General features: G+C 72.8%; 15 protein-coding genes. 6 read left to right on the forward strand and 9 right to left on the reverse strand.

What is annotated here, in order from left to right; genetic code table 11:
- Positions 1–94: 94 nt before the first annotated feature.
- On the forward strand, positions 95–700 hold the full coding sequence (gene folE / locus ACN6LD_RS12320) for a GTP cyclohydrolase I FolE (protein WP_319188519.1): 606 nt from the start codon (positions 95–97) through the stop codon (positions 698–700).
- Positions 701–758: 58 nt separating this feature from the next.
- On the opposite strand, the gene ACN6LD_RS12325 is transcribed toward folE, so the two are convergent.
- The 6 genes from ACN6LD_RS12325 to ACN6LD_RS12350 all read right to left on the reverse strand — a co-directional run bounded on the left by ACN6LD_RS12325 (position 759) and on the right by ACN6LD_RS12350 (position 5951).
- The gene (locus tag ACN6LD_RS12325; protein WP_319188518.1) at positions 759–1244 is read right to left on the reverse strand and encodes a DUF3180 domain-containing protein; all 486 of its coding nucleotides are present in this window, start codon (positions 1242–1244) and stop codon (positions 759–761) included.
- Between the two features lie 56 nt (positions 1245–1300).
- Entirely contained in the window at positions 1301–1912 is a 612-nt protein-coding gene (gene folK, locus ACN6LD_RS12330) for a 2-amino-4-hydroxy-6-hydroxymethyldihydropteridine diphosphokinase (RefSeq protein ID WP_445043158.1), read from the reverse strand.
- Positions 1909–2268 (reverse strand): dihydroneopterin aldolase, encoded by a 360-nt coding sequence (folB, locus tag ACN6LD_RS12335; RefSeq protein WP_266724779.1) that lies wholly within the window; start codon positions 2266–2268, stop codon positions 1909–1911. The genes folK and folB overlap by 4 nt, the downstream gene beginning before the upstream one ends.
- Before the next feature lie 280 nt (positions 2269–2548).
- Positions 2549–3061, reverse strand: a complete 513-nt coding sequence (locus tag ACN6LD_RS12340; protein ID WP_319188514.1) for a nuclear transport factor 2 family protein — start codon at positions 3059–3061, stop codon at positions 2549–2551.
- Positions 3058–4044, reverse strand: a complete 987-nt coding sequence (gene folP / locus ACN6LD_RS12345; protein ID WP_445043159.1) for a dihydropteroate synthase — start codon at positions 4042–4044, stop codon at positions 3058–3060. The genes ACN6LD_RS12340 and folP overlap by 4 nt, the downstream gene beginning before the upstream one ends.
- A gap of 95 nt (positions 4045–4139) precedes the next feature.
- Positions 4140–5951 (reverse strand): phosphatidylglycerol lysyltransferase domain-containing protein, encoded by a 1812-nt coding sequence (locus ACN6LD_RS12350; protein ID WP_319188509.1) that lies wholly within the window; start codon positions 5949–5951, stop codon positions 4140–4142.
- A 234-nt stretch (positions 5952–6185) separates the two neighbouring features.
- On the opposite strand from ACN6LD_RS12350, the gene ACN6LD_RS12355 reads away from it, so the two are divergent.
- Both ACN6LD_RS12355 and ACN6LD_RS12360 read left to right on the forward strand, forming a co-directional pair.
- The gene (locus tag ACN6LD_RS12355; protein ID WP_319188507.1) at positions 6186–7313 is read left to right on the forward strand and encodes an alpha/beta hydrolase; all 1128 of its coding nucleotides are present in this window, start codon (positions 6186–6188) and stop codon (positions 7311–7313) included.
- 269 nt (positions 7314–7582) lie between these two features.
- On the forward strand, positions 7583–9181 hold the full coding sequence (locus ACN6LD_RS12360) for a hypothetical protein (RefSeq protein ID WP_445043160.1): 1599 nt from the start codon (positions 7583–7585) through the stop codon (positions 9179–9181).
- A gap of 105 nt (positions 9182–9286) precedes the next feature.
- On the opposite strand, the gene ACN6LD_RS12365 is transcribed toward ACN6LD_RS12360, so the two are convergent.
- Both ACN6LD_RS12365 and ACN6LD_RS12370 read right to left on the reverse strand, forming a co-directional pair.
- A complete protein-coding gene (locus ACN6LD_RS12365; protein ID WP_445043161.1) occupies positions 9287–10660 on the reverse strand; it encodes a PH domain-containing protein in 1374 nt (457 codons plus the stop codon).
- Positions 10657–11178, reverse strand: a complete 522-nt coding sequence (locus ACN6LD_RS12370; RefSeq protein WP_445043162.1) for a PH domain-containing protein — start codon at positions 11176–11178, stop codon at positions 10657–10659. The genes ACN6LD_RS12365 and ACN6LD_RS12370 overlap by 4 nt, the downstream gene beginning before the upstream one ends.
- Before the next feature lie 31 nt (positions 11179–11209).
- On the opposite strand from ACN6LD_RS12370, the gene ACN6LD_RS12375 reads away from it, so the two are divergent.
- Positions 11210–12361, forward strand: a complete 1152-nt coding sequence (locus ACN6LD_RS12375; RefSeq protein ID WP_445043163.1) for an NADH-quinone oxidoreductase subunit D — start codon at positions 11210–11212, stop codon at positions 12359–12361.
- Between the two features lie 114 nt (positions 12362–12475).
- Here the strand turns inward: ACN6LD_RS12375 and ACN6LD_RS12380 are convergent, their stop codons facing one another.
- On the reverse strand, positions 12476–13729 hold the full coding sequence (locus ACN6LD_RS12380; protein WP_445043164.1) for an SAM-dependent methyltransferase: 1254 nt from the start codon (positions 13727–13729) through the stop codon (positions 12476–12478).
- A 154-nt stretch (positions 13730–13883) separates the two neighbouring features.
- Between ACN6LD_RS12380 and ACN6LD_RS12385 the strand changes: the two genes are divergently transcribed.
- Positions 13884–15089: a sensor histidine kinase gene (locus ACN6LD_RS12385; RefSeq protein ID WP_445043165.1), complete on the forward strand. Its 1206-nt coding sequence runs from the start codon at positions 13884–13886 to the stop codon at positions 15087–15089.
- Positions 15090–15206: 117 nt separating this feature from the next.
- On the forward strand, positions 15207–15875 hold the full coding sequence (locus tag ACN6LD_RS12390) for a response regulator (RefSeq protein ID WP_445043166.1): 669 nt from the start codon (positions 15207–15209) through the stop codon (positions 15873–15875).
- Positions 15876–15897: the final 22 nt, after the last annotated feature.

Genomic DNA, 15897 nt, shown 5'->3' on the forward strand with positions numbered 1-15897 from the left:
CCGGGGGTACGCGGCATTTCTCCTGAACGATGCTCGATGCCGCAGATGAGGCGCGTGACCCATACGCGCGACCCGCACAGGAACGAGGCACCAGATGACCGACCCCGTGACGCTGGACGGCGAGGGCTCGATCGGCGAGTTCGACGAGAAGCGCGCCGAGAACGCCGTACGGGAGCTCCTGCTCGCGGTCGGTGAGGACCCGGACCGCGAGGGCCTCCGGGAGACGCCGGCACGGGTGGCGCGGGCGTACCGGGAGCTGCTGGCAGGTCTCAGGCAGGTGCCCGAGGATGTGCTGACGACGACGTTCGACCTCGGTCACGACGAGATGGTGCTCGTCAAGGACATCGAGATCGTCTCGCTCTGCGAACATCACATGCTGCCGTTCCACGGGGTCGCGCACGTGGGCTACATCCCGGCCGAGTCCGGCAAGATCACGGGTCTGTCGAAGCTGGCGCGGCTGGTGGAGGTGTTCGCGCGCCGCCTCCAGGTCCAGGAACGACTCACCACGCAGGTGGCGGACTCTCTCATGCGCATTCTCGAGGCCCGTGGCGTGATCGTCGTCATCGAGGCCGAGCACATGTGCATGTCCGTGCGAGGGATCCGCAAGCCGGGCGCCAAGACCACCACCTCCGCGGTGCGGGGGCAGCTCAGGGACGCGACCACCCGCGCGGAGGCGATGAGCCTGATACTGGCGCGCTGACGCCGCCCGCGCCCCCACCCCGTCTTCGTCGGCCCCGCCGCGCGCGTGCGCGGCGGGGTCATGCCGTCGAGGCGGCGCCGTTCTCGTGGTCGTCGTCCTCCGGGAGCTTGCAGACGCGTTCCAGGAAGATGGCCGCCGCTATGACGGCGATGCCCGCCAGGACCGAGAAGCCGGCGTAGATGGCCTGGTCGCGGCGGGCGGGGATGTCCAGGGACTCCAGGAGGAAGACGCCCGTGCCTCCGTACATGCCGGAGACGAGGGCGGCCACGAGGGCGCTGGCCTGGCCGAAGACGACCGCGCGGGCCGCCATCAGCGGGTCGACGCCCTTCGCCTCGGGGCGGCGCTCGCGCTGGGCCTTGAGGCGCGAGCGCAGCGAGATCGCCGTGGCGAGCAGGATCACCGCGATCACGGCGAGCACGATGGGCGCGGCCAAGGGGACGCTGGGCAGGGTCCCGATCGAGTTCCAGAGGCGGGCGCCCGCCCAGGACAGGACGCCGGCCACGACGAACACGCCTGCCAGCACCCTGATGTGCAGCTCTCTCACGGTGTCCCTTCAGCTCCCCCGCAGTGGTCCTGCGACCTTCCTGTTGACCTTAACGACTACTCGGGCAGGTGGAGTTCCAGGTCCTTGCGGGCGGCGACGCCTTCGCGGGTGACCGCGTCGAGAAGGTCGGCGACCGCGCCGAGGCCGGGGAGTTGGGCCTCGGGGTCCACGTCGTGCCAGGGGGCGAGCACGAACGCCCGCTCATGGGCACGGGGGTGAGGGAGGGTGAGGTGGGGGTCGTCGTCCACGACGTCGGCGTACGCGACGATGTCGACGTCCAGCGTGCGTGCGCCCCAGCGTTCGTCCCGTACCCGGTGGAAGGCCTCCTCGACGGCGTGCGCCCGCTCCAGGAGGGAGGACGGCGGCAGGGTCGTCTTCAGCAGGACCACGGCGTTGAAGTACGAGGGCTGGCTGCCGGGCTCGACGCCCCAGGGCGCCGTCTCGTACACGGGGGAGACGGCCTTGATGCGGACGCCCGGGGTGTCCTCGAGGGCGTCGATGGCGCCTTGGAGCGTCTCCAGGCGGTTGCCCAGGTTGGAGCCGAGGGAGAGCACGGCGCGCTGGGGGTTGTGCAGGGTGGTGTCGGCGGCGTCGACCCTCTCGACGACGGAGGCGGGCACCGGCTGTACGGTCGGGTCGCTCTGACCCCCGGCGAAGAACGCGGTCATACTCGGCTCCGGGTGATGGTGACGGTCACGTCGTCGAAGGGGACGGTGATCGGGGCGTCCGGTTTGTGGACGCAGACCTCGACCTCCTGGACCACTTCGTGCTTCAGACAGACCTGGGCGATGCGTGCGGCGAGCGTCTCGACGAGGTCGACCGGCTCGCCCTCGACGACGGCCACGGCCTCCTCGGCCACGATGCCGTAGTGCACGGTCTTCGCCAGGTCGTCGTCGGCCGCGGCCGGCCGGGTGTCCAGGCCCAGGACCAGGTCCACGATGAAGGTCTGGCCCTCCTCGCGTTCCCTGGGGAACACGCCGTGGTACCCGCGAGCCTTGAGGCCGCGCAGCGCGACACGATCCACGCGAATCACTCCTGCAGTCGTCGGTTCCGGCCGGTGCGTGCCGTGTGCGGGCGGCACCCCGGCCTCGCTCGAATCTACCCGCGAGCACCGACAGACCCGGTCTCCGGCCGCGGTGACCCGGGCGGGAGCCCGGAATCTCACCGGCCGTTCCCCTCGGGGAACCCCGTGGCTCACGGGTTGGTAGCCGCCCCTACCCACGGGTTCGTGATTCCAACCACTTCTTCGCCCGGGTGGGCCGTCCGGGCCTCGCCGCCCGCTCTGCCGTGGCACTCCCGACCGCTCAGGACGGGGTGTCGTCCTCGTCGTCCTCCTCGTTCTCGTCGTTGTCGGCCAGAACCGGGGAGGCGTGGTGCGACCAGAGCTTCCAGCCGTCCGGCGTCCGGCGGAACACGTTGGTGGCGACCACGAGCTGGCCGACGAGCGGTCCGAGTTCCTCGCCCGCCTCCGGCGCAGGACCGCCGCTGAGGATGTTCTCGGTGCAGTTCACCAGGGCCGTGTCGCCGGTGACCGAGACGTGCACGTCGGTGAGGAAGAACTGGATGTAGTCGGTGTTCGCCATGATCAGCGCGTACGACCGGAGGACCTCGCCGCGCCCGGTGAGCACGGGCCAGCCGGGGTGCACGCAGGAGACCACGCCGACGTCCGCCGGGTCGTGGTAGGTCTCGTCCACGCCCAGGTCGGACGGGGCCAGCCAGAAGGCGGACACCCCGTCGAAATCACCTTGCTCCAGTGCCTCGTAGAAGGCGGTGTTGGCGGCCTCGACCTGTTCGACGTCCGTGTGGGGGGCGCTCACCGGGTTCCTTCTGCGCGGGGCGGGTGGGCGGGGGCGGGTGCGTCGGGTCTGCCGTGCGCGCCGGATGCGTCCGTCGCCGGCCGCGCCGGGTCGGGTGCGCCCGCGCCCGGCGCGCGTCTTTCCTCGCGCGCTCCTTCCACGGCGCGCGCGACCTGCACCGCGTCGGCCGTCGCGCGGACCTCGTGCACGCGGACGGCCCAGGCGCCGGACTGTGCCGCGAGGGCGGACACGGCGGCGGTGGCGGCGTCGCGCTCGCGCGCGGGGGGCGGGGCGCCTTCCGGTCCGGCCAGGACGCGGCCGAGGAACCGTTTGCGGGAGGCGGCGACGAGCAGCGGGTGTCCGAGGGCGTGCAGCCGGTCGAGGTGGGCGAGCAGGCTGAGGTCGTGGTCGGCCTCCTTGGAGAAGCCGAGTCCGGGGTCGACGACGATGCGGTCGGGAGAGACACCGCCGGCGAGGACGGCGTCCACGCGCGCGTGGAGCTCGTCGACCACCTCGGCGACGACGTCTGCGTAGACGCCGCGGACGTTGCCGCCCTTGAGGAAGCCGCGCCAGTGCATGACCACGAAGGGGGCTCCGGCGTCCGCCACCGCGGGAATCATCGCCGGGTCGGCGAGGCCGCCGCTGACGTCGTTGACGAGGGCGGCGCCGGCCGCGAGGGCCCTGGCGGCGACGGAGGCGCGCATGGTGTCGACGGAGACGACGACGCCTTCGGAGGCGAGACCGCGGACGACGGGGACGACCCGGCGGAGCTCCTCGGCCTCGTCGACGCGGGTGGCGCCCGGCCGGGTGGACTCGCCGCCGACGTCGACGAGGTCCGCGCCTTCGGCGACGAGATGCAGGCCGTGCTTGACGGCGGCCGTCGTGTCGAACCACCGGCCGCCGTCGGAGAAGGAGTCGGGGGTCACGTTGACGACTCCCATGACCGCGCAGCGGTCCCATTGCGGAAGTCCGACGACGCGCCCGCGTCCGCTCTGCTTGCTCATATGTTCAGCGTAGGCCCAGGAGGGAGCCGCGCCGCGGCGCGGCTCCCGGGCGGGGCCACGCCCGGGAAGGCGCCGGCTCCGCGGGCCCATGCGGCCTACGCCGCCCGTACGTCTCTCTCCGCCACCGCGTGCGCGCACACGCGGGCCGCGCCGGAGCGGCGGCGCAGGAAGCGCGGCAGCGGCAGGGCGAGGGTGACGAAGCCTTCGGCCTGCATGGCGGCGAAGCCGATGCGGGGCAGGTCGCCGGAGGCGCGGTAGACCACGAAGCGGGGCTCCCAGCGGGGCTGGAACTTGGCGTTGAACTTGTACAGCGACTCGATCTGGAACCAGCGCGAGAGGAAGACCAGCAGCCCGCGCCAGGCGCGCAGCACGGGACCGGCGCCGATCTTCTCGCCGCGGGCCAGGGCGGAGCGGAACATGGCGAAGTTCAGCGACACGCGCGTGATGCCGAACTTCGGGGCGGCCTGGAGAGCGGCGACGATCAGCAGTTCGTTCATGCCGGGGTCGGCCGAGCGGTCGCGTCGCATCAGGTCGAGGGAGGCGCCGTCCGGGCCCCAGGGCACGAAGTGCAGGATCGCCTTCAGGTCGCCGTACTCGCCGGGGACCTCGTCGGCCTTGTGGGCGGTGGCGATGAGGCAGTCCCCGTCGGAGGCGTCGCCGACCCGGCCCAGGGCCATGGAGAAGCCGCGCTCGGTGTCGGTGCCGCGCCAGTCCTCCGCGGCCCGCCGGATGCGCTCCAGCTCGGCCTCGCCGAGGTCACGTACGCGCCGGACCCGGGTCTCGTAACCGGCGCGTTCGATGCGTTTGACCATTTGACGCACGTTGCGCATCGCGCGGCCGGCGAGGGAGAAATCCGCCACGTCCACCACCGCCTCGTCGCCCAGCTCCAGGGCGTCCAGGCCGGTCTCGCGGGTCCACACCTCGCCGCCGGTCTCCGAGCAGCCCATGACGGCGGGGGTCCAGGAGTGGGCCTTGGCCTCGTCCATGAAGCGCTCGATGGCGCCGGGCCAGGCCTCGACGTCGCCGATGGGGTCGCCGCTGGCGAGCATCACGCCGGAGACCACGCGGTAGGTGACGGCCGCCTTACCGCTGGGGGAGAACACGACGGCCTTGTCGCGGCGCAGCGCGAAGTGGCCGAGGGAGTCGCGACGGCCGTGCTTGTCCAGCAGGGCGCGCAGCCGGCTCTCGTCCTCCTCGGTGAGGCGCGCGGCCGGGTGCTCGGGGCGGAAGGCGAGGTAGATCGTGGTGACGGCGGTGATCCAGCCGAGGGCGCCGAGGGAGAAGGCGACCGTCCAGGAGGTGTTGCCCTGGTAGTCGACCGGGCCCTCGAAGCCGAAGAGGCCGTACAGGACGTGCGTGATCCGATCGGCCAGGCTCGGGTCGCCGATCAGGCGCCCCGGGTGGACGCTGACGATGACCAGGCCCAGACCCAGGGAACCGGCGCCCATGAGGACGAAGTTGGCGAGCGCACGCCAGCGGCTGCGCGGGTCGGGCAGCGCCTTGAACTGGTCGCGGTGCACCAGCAGCGGAACGAGGAGGGCGACCGAGATGAGCGCGCCCACGATCGAGTGCCGGTACATGAACTGCGAGATCGCGCCCGCCGGGAGCAGGACCACCGCGGCTCGCCAGGCGCGCCGCTTGCCGCGCCGGAGCCCGTGGGCGAGCAGCAGCAACAGGACGCCGGCGCTGAGCGACAGCGCCGCCGCGAAGGGCCCGAAGGAACCGGGCAGCACCTCGGCGAAGGTGTGCATACGGCTGTGCCGGAACCGCGGGAAGACGCCGCCGGCGACGTCCAGCAGGCCCACGAGGGCACAGGCCCGGGCGACGAGGGACGGCACGGCCTCGGGGCGCGGACCTCGCACTATCCGCCGCACCCGGCTGCTACGGGGCGGAACCCCACCCGACATTTCCCCATCTTCGGTGACAGACATCGCATCCCGTAGTTCCGCGAGAGACTTTGGACCCGGTGCCGATTCGGGCATCCGGCGACATTGCGCCCTCTAGGACGGTGTCTTGGGGAGAGAGGTTCACTCGTCTCGCCAAAGCCGTTGAAAAGACCAGGGAAAGTTCGGGACAAGCCCTCGCGAAGGAGTCGGGGGAGCGGGCGTGATCCCGGACGGAGAGCAGGCAGGAAACACCGCATGGGTCTCACGAGCAACAAAGTGCTGCTGCTGTCAGTGCTGTTCGCCGTATTGCTGTTCATCGGAACCGTGTGGCTGTGGCCGCGTCTGGCCAAGCGCAACTGGCGGGCCGTCGGCGGGCGCATCGGGCTGCTGCTCGCCACGCAATTGGCCCTCTTCGTGTCCATAGGGCTGTCCGCCAACCAGGCGTTCGGCTTCTACGCCAGTTGGGCGGACCTGTTCGGTCAGGAGACGGATCAGGGCGTGGTCGTCGACCATGCGAAGGGCGGCACGCCGGCCGGTCCGCTGCGGGTGGTCGACACCCGGCGGGTGGACGGCAGCGGCAGCGGGATGCCGCGCTTCGGCGGGCAGATCCAGAAGATCGCCGTCATCGGGCGTACGACGGACATCGCCACGCCCGCGTACGTGTACCTGCCGCCGGAGTACTTCGAGCCGCAGTACCGCACGCGGACCTTCCCCGCGGCCGTCGTCCTCACGGGCTACCCGGGCACGGCGGAGGCGCTGGTGAACAAGCTGCACTATCCGAGCACCGCGCGGACGCTCGCGAAGAACGGGCGCATGCAGCCGATGATCCTGGTGATGATGCGGCCGACGGTCGCGCCGCCGCGGGACACCGAGTGCGTGGACATCCCGCACGGCCCGCAGACCGAGTCGTTCTTCGCCAAGGACCTGCCGGAGGCCGTGACGGCCCATTACCGGGTGAACAAGAAGCCCGGCGGCTGGGGCATCATCGGCGACTCCACGGGCGGCTACTGCGCCCTGAAGCTGGCGATGCACCACCCGGAGGTCTACGGGGCGGGCGCGGGCCTGTCGGCCTACTACAAGGCGCCGAGCGACCCGACCACCGGCGACCTCTTCCACGGGAGCAAGAAGCTCCGCAATGAAGCTGATTTGCACTGGTTTCTGAAGAATCGTTCCGCTCCCGCCACCTCGCTGCTCGTCACCAGCAGCAAGGCCGGGGAATCCAACTACAAGCCCACGCTGAAGTTCATAGAGCTGGCGAAGTCCACCCACAGGACCAGGATCTCGTCGATCATCCTGGAAAGCGGCGGGCACAACTTCAACACCTGGCGCCGGGAGATCCCGCCGACCCTGGAGTGGGTCAGCGCACGGCTCACCGCGAGGTGAGCGGGGCGGTCGGCGGGGGCCGCGGTGTGCGGGCGGAGCGGGGCCGCGCGGGTGCCCGGTGCGGGCGCGGCGGGCGCGGCCGGGGCGCGGGGCGCCCGTGCGGCGGGGGGCCGGTGACGGGATACGGGAGTCGGCGACCAGAAATGATCTTGTCGTTTGTCGAATTCGGTGACAGCCGGGATTCCTGATGTCGTGTGGAGGCTTCGGTATGGCTGAGTTTTTGTGGGGCGGGGCGCCAACATTCGCCTACGCGCGGTAAGTTTCTGGCCATGCCACGTGGACGTCACCGTCATTCCCCGCCTCTGCACAGGCTGCTGCCCCCCTCGGTGATCGCAGGCGTCTCCCTTGTCTGCGCTCTCGGCCCCTGGGTGTTCACGCAACAGACGACTCTCCGCGGCCTGGCGGCGGCGGCCGCGGTCACGGCGATCGTCGGCGCGGTCGTGATGCGCCGCTGGGACATGCAGGCCGGCAAGCACGTCGCCGACCTCACGCGCGCGCGTGCCGGTGACGAGTGGCGTTACGAGGAACGGGTCGCCGAACTGGAGAGCGACCTGGACGAGTCGCGTGAGCTGCGGGTCAAGCTGGAGCAGCGACTGCGGGCCAAGCGCGCGGAACTCGCCGGCCTGCGCAACGAGCACGCGGCGCTGCTGCGCCGCTACGCCACCGCGGAGACCGAGCGGGCCAGCGCCCTGGAGGGCCGCCGTCTGCTCGAGATAGAGGCGGTGCCGGCGCTGCCGGGCGCGCCCGCGAGCGAGGCCGCCGCGGATTCCGCCGCCGAGGCTGCGGACGCCGTCGAGGCTGCGGGCGTCGTCGAAGGCGCGGAGGCGGCCGAGTCGGCGGATGCGGACAGGACGGATGCGGCGGACGAGGCGGCTGCGGCCGACCCGGCCGAGCCCCGCGAGGAGGTGGCGCCGTTCTCGACGGTCTTCTCGCCCGAGGGTTCGAAGCTGTTCCTGCGGGCGCAGGCCGCGCTGGCGCGGCTGGACACCGACGGCGTCGAGTCCCGGAAGGACGACGACCTCGCCGGGGAATCCGGCGCGGCCGCCGGGGAGGAGCCCGCGCGGGCGTCCTCCGCGGAGCACGGAGCCGCCGACGGCGCGAACGCCGCCCAGGAGGACGAGGCACAGGGGAAGCCCGAGGCGGTCGACGAGCACGCGCACGCGACCGCCCCCCACCCGGCAGCCGACGCCGAGACCTCACAGGACGCCGAGACCTCACAGGACGCCGCGGCTTCGCAGGACGCCGCGGCTTCGCAGGACGTCGAGGCTTCGCGGGACGTCGAGACGCCGCTGGACGACAGGACTCCGCACGACGCGGCCTCGGAAACAGCCCTGGAGACCGAGCGCCCGGGCGCCCCGGCCGACGCGCCGGAAGCCGTCAGGTCCCGTGGGGAGTCGGACGACGCGCGGACCGCGTCGCGGCCCGAGCCGCCCCTGGACCCGGAGCCCGGCGCCGCCCCGGCGCCCACCGCCCCCGCCGCCGTCGAGGCCGCGGCGGCGGGTGCGGCCGGCGCGCTCGTGCCGCGCCCCGCGACTCCCGTGCGGTCGCCGTCCGGTCACTTCGCCGTGCCGACCGCCGTGGCCGTCGTACCGGCCGCTCAGCCCGTGCGGCGTCGGACGGCCGAAGGCGGGTTCGACTTCTTCGGCACCAAGAGCGAGTCCGCTCCGGACGCCCTCGAAGCCGTCCAGAACGAGGACCTGGCGGACGTCGTCGGCCAGGAGGCGCTCGCGCTGCACAAGGCCGAGTCCGAGGCGGAGTTCAAGCCGGCGGACGAGGCGTCGCGCGGAGTCGGCCAGGTGATCGACCTGACCGCCCACGACGAGACGGAACAGATCGACCTCCAGCAGCTGCGCAGCGCGGTCTCCTGACGCCGTCGCCGCACGGCCGCTTCCGTTGCCGCTGCCGCTGATGCTGATGCCGCACCGCCGCTCGGGCCCGGGCGGCATGTGGCTGCGGCGGCCGGGGCGGGCAGGTCATGCCATCCACCGGTCGGGCCGGGCGTCGCGGCGCCCGGTCCGAGATCGTTCGGCCTGACTGCGGAGCAGCCGCTCGGCCTCCTGAGCGTCCCTCAGGCGGGCCGTGACGGTTTTTCCGGCCCCCGTGTCCACATGGACGTCCGCGAGGCCCCAGAGGCGCTGCCAGGGCCCCTGTGTCAGCCGCACGCTCTGGACCTTGGCGTGCGGCACCAGCGAAAGACGGCGGCGCAGCAGGCCGTGCCGGGCGGCGAACACGGTGTCCGTGACCGAGATGCCGTAGCCCCGCCACCACACCGGCACGCAGCGCCCGGCCCTGCGCGGCGGACGCTCCAGCGACGTTTCCGCCGGCATGGCCACTCCGGGCAGCACGCGCGCGACGACGATCTCCGCTGCCGCGTACGGGGCGACCGGCACGAGCACGGAGTTGGCGGAGCCGGCCACGTCCAGCTCGACGCGCACCCAGCGGCGCCGGCGCCACAGCAGCGGCTGGACGATGCGCACGGTCTGCACCCGCCCGGGCGGCACCGTCTCGTGCGTGCGGTCCAGCAGGCCGTGATCGAGCCGCAGCCCGTCCGGCGACTCGCCGACCGTCCAGTCGTACTCGCCGACGAACCGTCCCACGCTGCTCGCACCGGCCGCGCCGAGCAACGGCACCCCGGTCGCCAGGACCGTCCACACACTGTGGGTGGCCAGCCACAGCACGGGCGGCACGACGAGCGCGGCGGCCAGCGCGCCCCAGGTGGCGCCCGTCAGCGCCAGCGCGATCGCGAGCTCGCGCCCCGGCACCCGCAGCACCTCGCGCGCGGGAGCCTCCCCCACCTCGCGCGCCGTCTCCGGGGCGAAGCCCGCCGCGCGCGCGAGGAGCTCGGCCCGCAGCGCGCGGGCCTCGTCCTCGCCGAGGAAGGCGAGTTCGTCCTTCTTCTCGGCGCCGACGACGTCCAGCCGGAGTTTCGCCACGCCCGCGACGCGGGCCAGCAGCGGCTGACTGACGTCGATCGCCTGGATGCGTTCCAGCCGGATGTGCGCGGTGCGCCGGAACAGCAGCCCGGTCCGGATGCGCAGTTCGCCGTCGGTCACCGCGAAGTGGGTGAACCACCAGGTCATAAAGCCGTAGAGGGAGGCCGCGGGGACGAGGACGGCGAGCGCCACGAGCAGCGTCGTCGTGGTCAGCCGGGTGAGCTGTTCCTGCGCCTGGTTCGGGTCGTGCACCGCCCAGCCGACGAGGACGGCGACGGGCGCCCAGGCCCGTCGGAACGGCGTCACGGGATGCAGTCGGCGTTCGGCGGCGAGCGGCCCCGGACGGTCCCCGGACCCGCCGGCCGCCTGCGGCACGCCGTCCTCCACGCCGTCCTCCACGCCCGGTGTCGTCACAGTCCCGCCGATCGGGCCTCGCCGAGTTCGGTGAGCCGGTCGCGCAGCCGTTCCGCCTCGGCCGGGTCGAGACCCGGGATGGCGGCGTCGGTCGCGGCGGCCGCGGTGTGCAGCTGGACGCCGGCCAGACCGAAGCGCCGCCCGACGGGGCCGGAGGTGACCTCGACGAGCTGCATGCGCCCGTACGGCACGACGGTCTCCTCGTGCCACAGCACGCCCCGGCTGATCAGCAGGTCGTCGGCCCGCTCCGCGTACCGCCAGGAGCGCCAGTTGCGGCCGAGCAGCACCCAGCCCCAGCCGATGCCGGCCAGCGGCAGCAGTGCGAACGCGGCCCACGCGGGGCCGACGAGCAGGCCGAGCAGCAGACCGGTGCCGACGGCGGCCGGCACCAGCCACACCACCAGCAGCAGCCGCCGCATCCGCAGCAGCGCGGGCGGCAGCCCGGTCCACTCCGGTCCGGTCTCCGTCGTCTCCGTCGTCTCCGCGCCCCCCGGGCCCACCGGGCTCCCCGTCTCCATGGGCCCAGCGTACGTAGGGGAGACTGGTGCCATGACTCCCACGACGGAGACCACGGTCGGGATCGGCGGCGCCGCGGAGAGCACCGACATGGTGCTCAACATCGGCCCCCAGCACCCCTCCACGCACGGTGTGCTGCGGCTGCGGCTCGTACTGGACGGCGAGCGCATCCAGCACGCGGAGCCGGTGATCGGCTACATGCACCGCGGCGCGGAGAAGCTGTTCGAGGCCCGCGACTACCGGCAGATCGTCATGCTGGCCAACCGTCACGACTGGCTGTCGGCGTTCTCCAACGAGCTGGGCGTGGTCCTCGCGGTGGAGCGGATGCTCGGCATGGAGGTCCCCGAGCGCGCGGTGTGGACCCGCACGCTGCTCGCCGAGCTGAACCGGGTGCTCAACCACCTGATGTTCCTCGGGTCCTACCCCCTGGAGCTCGGCGGCATCACACCGGTGTTCTACGCCTTCCGTGAGCGCGAGGTGCTCCAGAACGTGATGGAGGAGGTCTCCGGCGGGCGCATGCACTACATGTTCAACCGCGTCGGCGGCCTCAAGGAGGACGTGCCGGCCGGCTGGGCCTCCCGCGCGCGGGGGGCGGTCGCCGCCGTGCGCTCCCGTATGGACGTCTTCGACGACCTCGTGCTCGGCAACGAGATCTTCCGCGGGCGCACGCGGGACGTCGGCGTCCTCGCGCCTGAGCATGTGCACGCCTACGGCGTGAGCGGGCCGATCGCGCGCGGCTCGGGCGTCGACTTCGACCTGCGCAGGGACGAGCCCTATCTCGCCTACGGGGAGCTGCAGGGCACCCTGAAGGTGGTCACACGCACCGAGGGCGACTGCCTTGCGCGCTTCGAGTGCCTCCTGGAGCAGACGTACAACGCGCTCGCTCTCGCCGACGCCTGCCTGGACCGTCTCGCCGACCTGCCGCCCGGCCCGATCAACCAGCGGCTGCCGAAGGTCCTCAAGGCGCCCGAGGGGCACACGTACGCGTGGACGGAGAACCCCCTCGGCATCAACGGCTACTACCTCGTCAGCAAGGGCGAGAAGACGCCGTACCGGCTGAAGCTGCGCTCGGCGTCGTACAACAACATCCAGGCGCTCACCGAGCTGCTGCCGGGCACGCTGGTCGCCGACATGGTGGCCATCCTCGGGTCGATGTTCTTCGTGGTGGGAGACATCGACAAGTAGTCGGCCGCCGGGCCGCCGGGCAACGCGCATGTGTGGCGACGGCCGGCCGCACGACGGTCGCTCAGGGTCGGCGGCGCCGGAGCCGGTCGCAGGGGGCGGCGGGTCCGGTGGCGGTCAGTCGGCTTCGGGCGCCGGGGCGGCCTGCGGGTCCCGTGCCGCGTCCGCGACCGGCTGTTCGACCAGTGGGTCCGGGATGCCGACCGGCTGGACCAGCCAGCCGAAGTCGCCCAGTCCGCCCGGCGCGGTGAGTTCGCCGGCCGCTCCGGCGCTCACGAGGGCGCGCACGTATGCGGCGGGGTCCGTGGAGGCGAGTGCGAGCGGGGGGCGTGCACCCGTGAGCCCCAGGGCGTGCAGTGCAGCGCGTTGGCTGAGCAGGCGTGCGCCGGGGCGCGTGTCCGGGCCCGTGATCGTGCGAGAGCCGGGGTGCGTGCCGGTCGCGGGGCGCGCGGGGGAGCCGGGAAGCGGGTGCCGGGCGTGCGTCCGCGTCGCCGTCCTCGCTCCCGCCTCCGCGCAGGCGTCCAACGCCACGTGGGCCGTGATGTCACAGGACCCGTCCGGGACGGGAGCCGTCTCACGCCCGTCCCGGAACCCGGTGAGAGTCCCGTACGGGGGGCGCGCGTCCGCGGTGTGCGCGTAGTCCACCGCCACCGCGAGCCCTCGTCCGACGCACGCCACAGCCGACGCCCACGCCAAATCCCTGGGCAGCCCGATCTCGGCCCGCAGCCCCTCCTCGCCGCCCGACGGCCACCAGCGCGCCAGCCAGTCCGCATCCGCTCCCGACACCGGCTCCCCGAGCCGCTCGGTCCCGTCCTGCCGGACGAGGACCAGTCGCGCCACCCCGGCGGCGTCGACCTCCGCGACCTCGACCGGGACGTTGTCCAGCCACTCGTTGGCGAACAGCAGCCCGGTGACGGCCGAAGGCGGCTCGCGGAGCCACTCGATCCGCCGAGCGAGCCCCTCGGGGCGGTCGGCGATCTCGACGGCGCACGCGCGCGTGCGGGAGAGCACGCCGGCGGGGAGTGCCGCCAGGACCGCGGCCACCAGTTCGCCCCGGCCGGCGGCCATGTCGACGAAGTCGAGCGACTCGGGCCGGCCCAGCGCCTCGTCCACCCGGCACAGGAGCCGGGCCACGGCCTCGGCGAAGAGCGGCGAGGCGTGCACGGACGTGCGGAAGTGCCCGGCGGGACCTTCGGGCCGCCGGTAGAAGCCCTCCGTGGAGCCGCCGCCCGAACCGGGCGCGCCCGCCGTGGCGGACGCGCGCTCGCCGCCGGCTCCGTACAGCGCGGCCTGCGTCGCCGCGCGCCAGCCGCGCCACTCGCCCGAACCGGTCACGTCGCCCGAGCCGGTCACGTCGCCCGAGCCGGTCACCTCGTCCGCCAGACCTCGTCCACCCCGACAGACTAAGCGGGTGGACCAGCCGTACAGGTGATCACGGCATCCACCTTGCGGAGTACACGCGCCCGTACCGGATCGGCCCTCCGGTTGACCCCCGCACGCACAGGGCTTCCCTACGCTGGGTTACGTGCAGCGCTTCTATGACTTCCTCCGCAGAAACCCGACCGGGGTCGACGGCTTCTGGGCCCTGGTCCTGTTCGGGATCTCTGTCGTGGCCGGAACCGCCGGCCCGGACCAGCGCGGGGGCGCCGACTCCATGGCGCTGTACGTGCCCGTCGTGCTTCTGCTCTGTCTGGTCCTGGCGCTGCGCAGGCGGCTGCCCGAGAAGATGCTGCTGCTGGCCGTCGCCCTGGGGCTGGCGCAGCTGGTGCTGAACGTCTCGGCGACGGCCGCCGACTTCGCCCTGCTGGTGATCGTCTACACGGTCGCGGCCAACGGCGTCCGCTGGGCGTCCCGGCTGGCGCTCGTGATGGGCCTGAGCGCGGCCACCGTCGCCCAGCTGCGCTGGCCGAACGAGAACTCGGGCGTGCCGGGCAACGTCGCGACCGTGGTCTTCCTGACGGTGCCGTTCGCGTTCGCCTGGGTGCTCGGCGACTCCATGCGCACCCGCCGCGCGTACTTCGCCCAGCTGGAGGAGCGCGCGGCCCGTCTGGAGAAGGAGCGCGAGGCGCAGGCGAAGGTCGCCGTCGCCGCCGAGCGCGCCCGCATCGCGCGCGAGCTGCACGACGTCGTCGCGCACAACGTGTCGGTGATGGTGGTGCAGGCCGACGGCGCCGCATACGTCCTGGACGCCGCGCCCGACCAGGCGAAGGCGGCCCTGGAGACGATCTCCTCCACCGGTCGTCAGGCCCTGGCCGAGATGCGCCGGTTGCTGGGAGTGCTGCGCACCGGCGAGCACCAGGAGGGCGGCGAGTACGTGCCGCAGCCCGACGTCGAGCAGATCGAGGACCTGGTGGAGCAGTGCCGCGGCTCGGGCCTGCCCGTGGACTTCAAGGTCGAGGGCACGGCCCGGCCGCTGCCCAGCGGCGTCGAGCTGACGGCGTACCGCATCGTGCAGGAGGCGCTGACCAACACGCGCAAGCACGGCGGGCCGAACACGGGCGCGAGTGTCCGCCTGGTCTACTTCGACGACGGCCTCGGGCTGCTCGTGGAGGACGACGGCAAGGGTGCCCCGCACGAGCTGTACGAGGAGGGCGGGGCCGACGGCGCCGGGCACGGACTGATCGGCATGCGGGAACGGGTCGGCATGGTCGGCGGCACCCTGGACGCGGGCCCGCGACCGGGCGGAGGATTCCGGATCAGCGCCCTGCTCCCGCTCAAACCGGCGCACTGACGCTGACGCACGCCCCTCGTTGACACCTGTCACGCTCATGCGGACAGTCCGCCTCACCCACCCCACCCGCTCTCCCCACGCTCCCCCGACCGAAGTACGGAAACGGAAGAGGACTCGATGACGATCCGCGTGATGCTGGTCGACGACCAGATGCTGCTGCGCACCGGGTTCCGGATGGTGCTCGCAGCCCAGCCGGACATGGAGGTCGTGGCGGAGGCGGGCGACGGCGTCGAGGCCCTCCAGGCGGTGCGTTCGACGGAGGTGGACGTCGTGCTGATGGACGTCCGGATGCCGAAGCTGGACGGCGTGGAGGCCACCCGGCGCATCTGCGAGGAGCCCGACCCTCCGAAGGTGCTGATCCTGACCACCTTCGACCTCGACGAGTACGCGTTCTCCGGGCTGAAGGCGGGCGCCTCCGGATTCATGCTCAAGGACGTCCCGCCCGGCGAGCTGCTCACCGCGATCCGTTCCGTGCACAGCGGTGACGCGGTGGTCGCGCCCTCCACCACCCGCCGCCTCCTGGACCGTTTCGCGCCGATGCTGCCCGCCACGGGAGGCGAACCCCGGCACAAGGAGCTGGAACGGCTCACGGAACGCGAGCGCGAGGTGATGGTGCTGGTCGCCCAGGGGCTGTCCAACGGGGAGATCGCGGCCCGGCTGGTGCTCTCCGAGGCGACCGTGAAGACCCACGTGGGACGCATCCTCACCAAGCTCGGCCTGCGCGACCGCGTCCAGGTGGTGGTGCTGGCCTACGAAACGGGTCTCGTCCGCGCCGGCGGCCGCTGAGGGATACCGCACCACACCCCGC

Source organism: Streptomyces sp. SAS_272 (assembly GCF_052543235.1).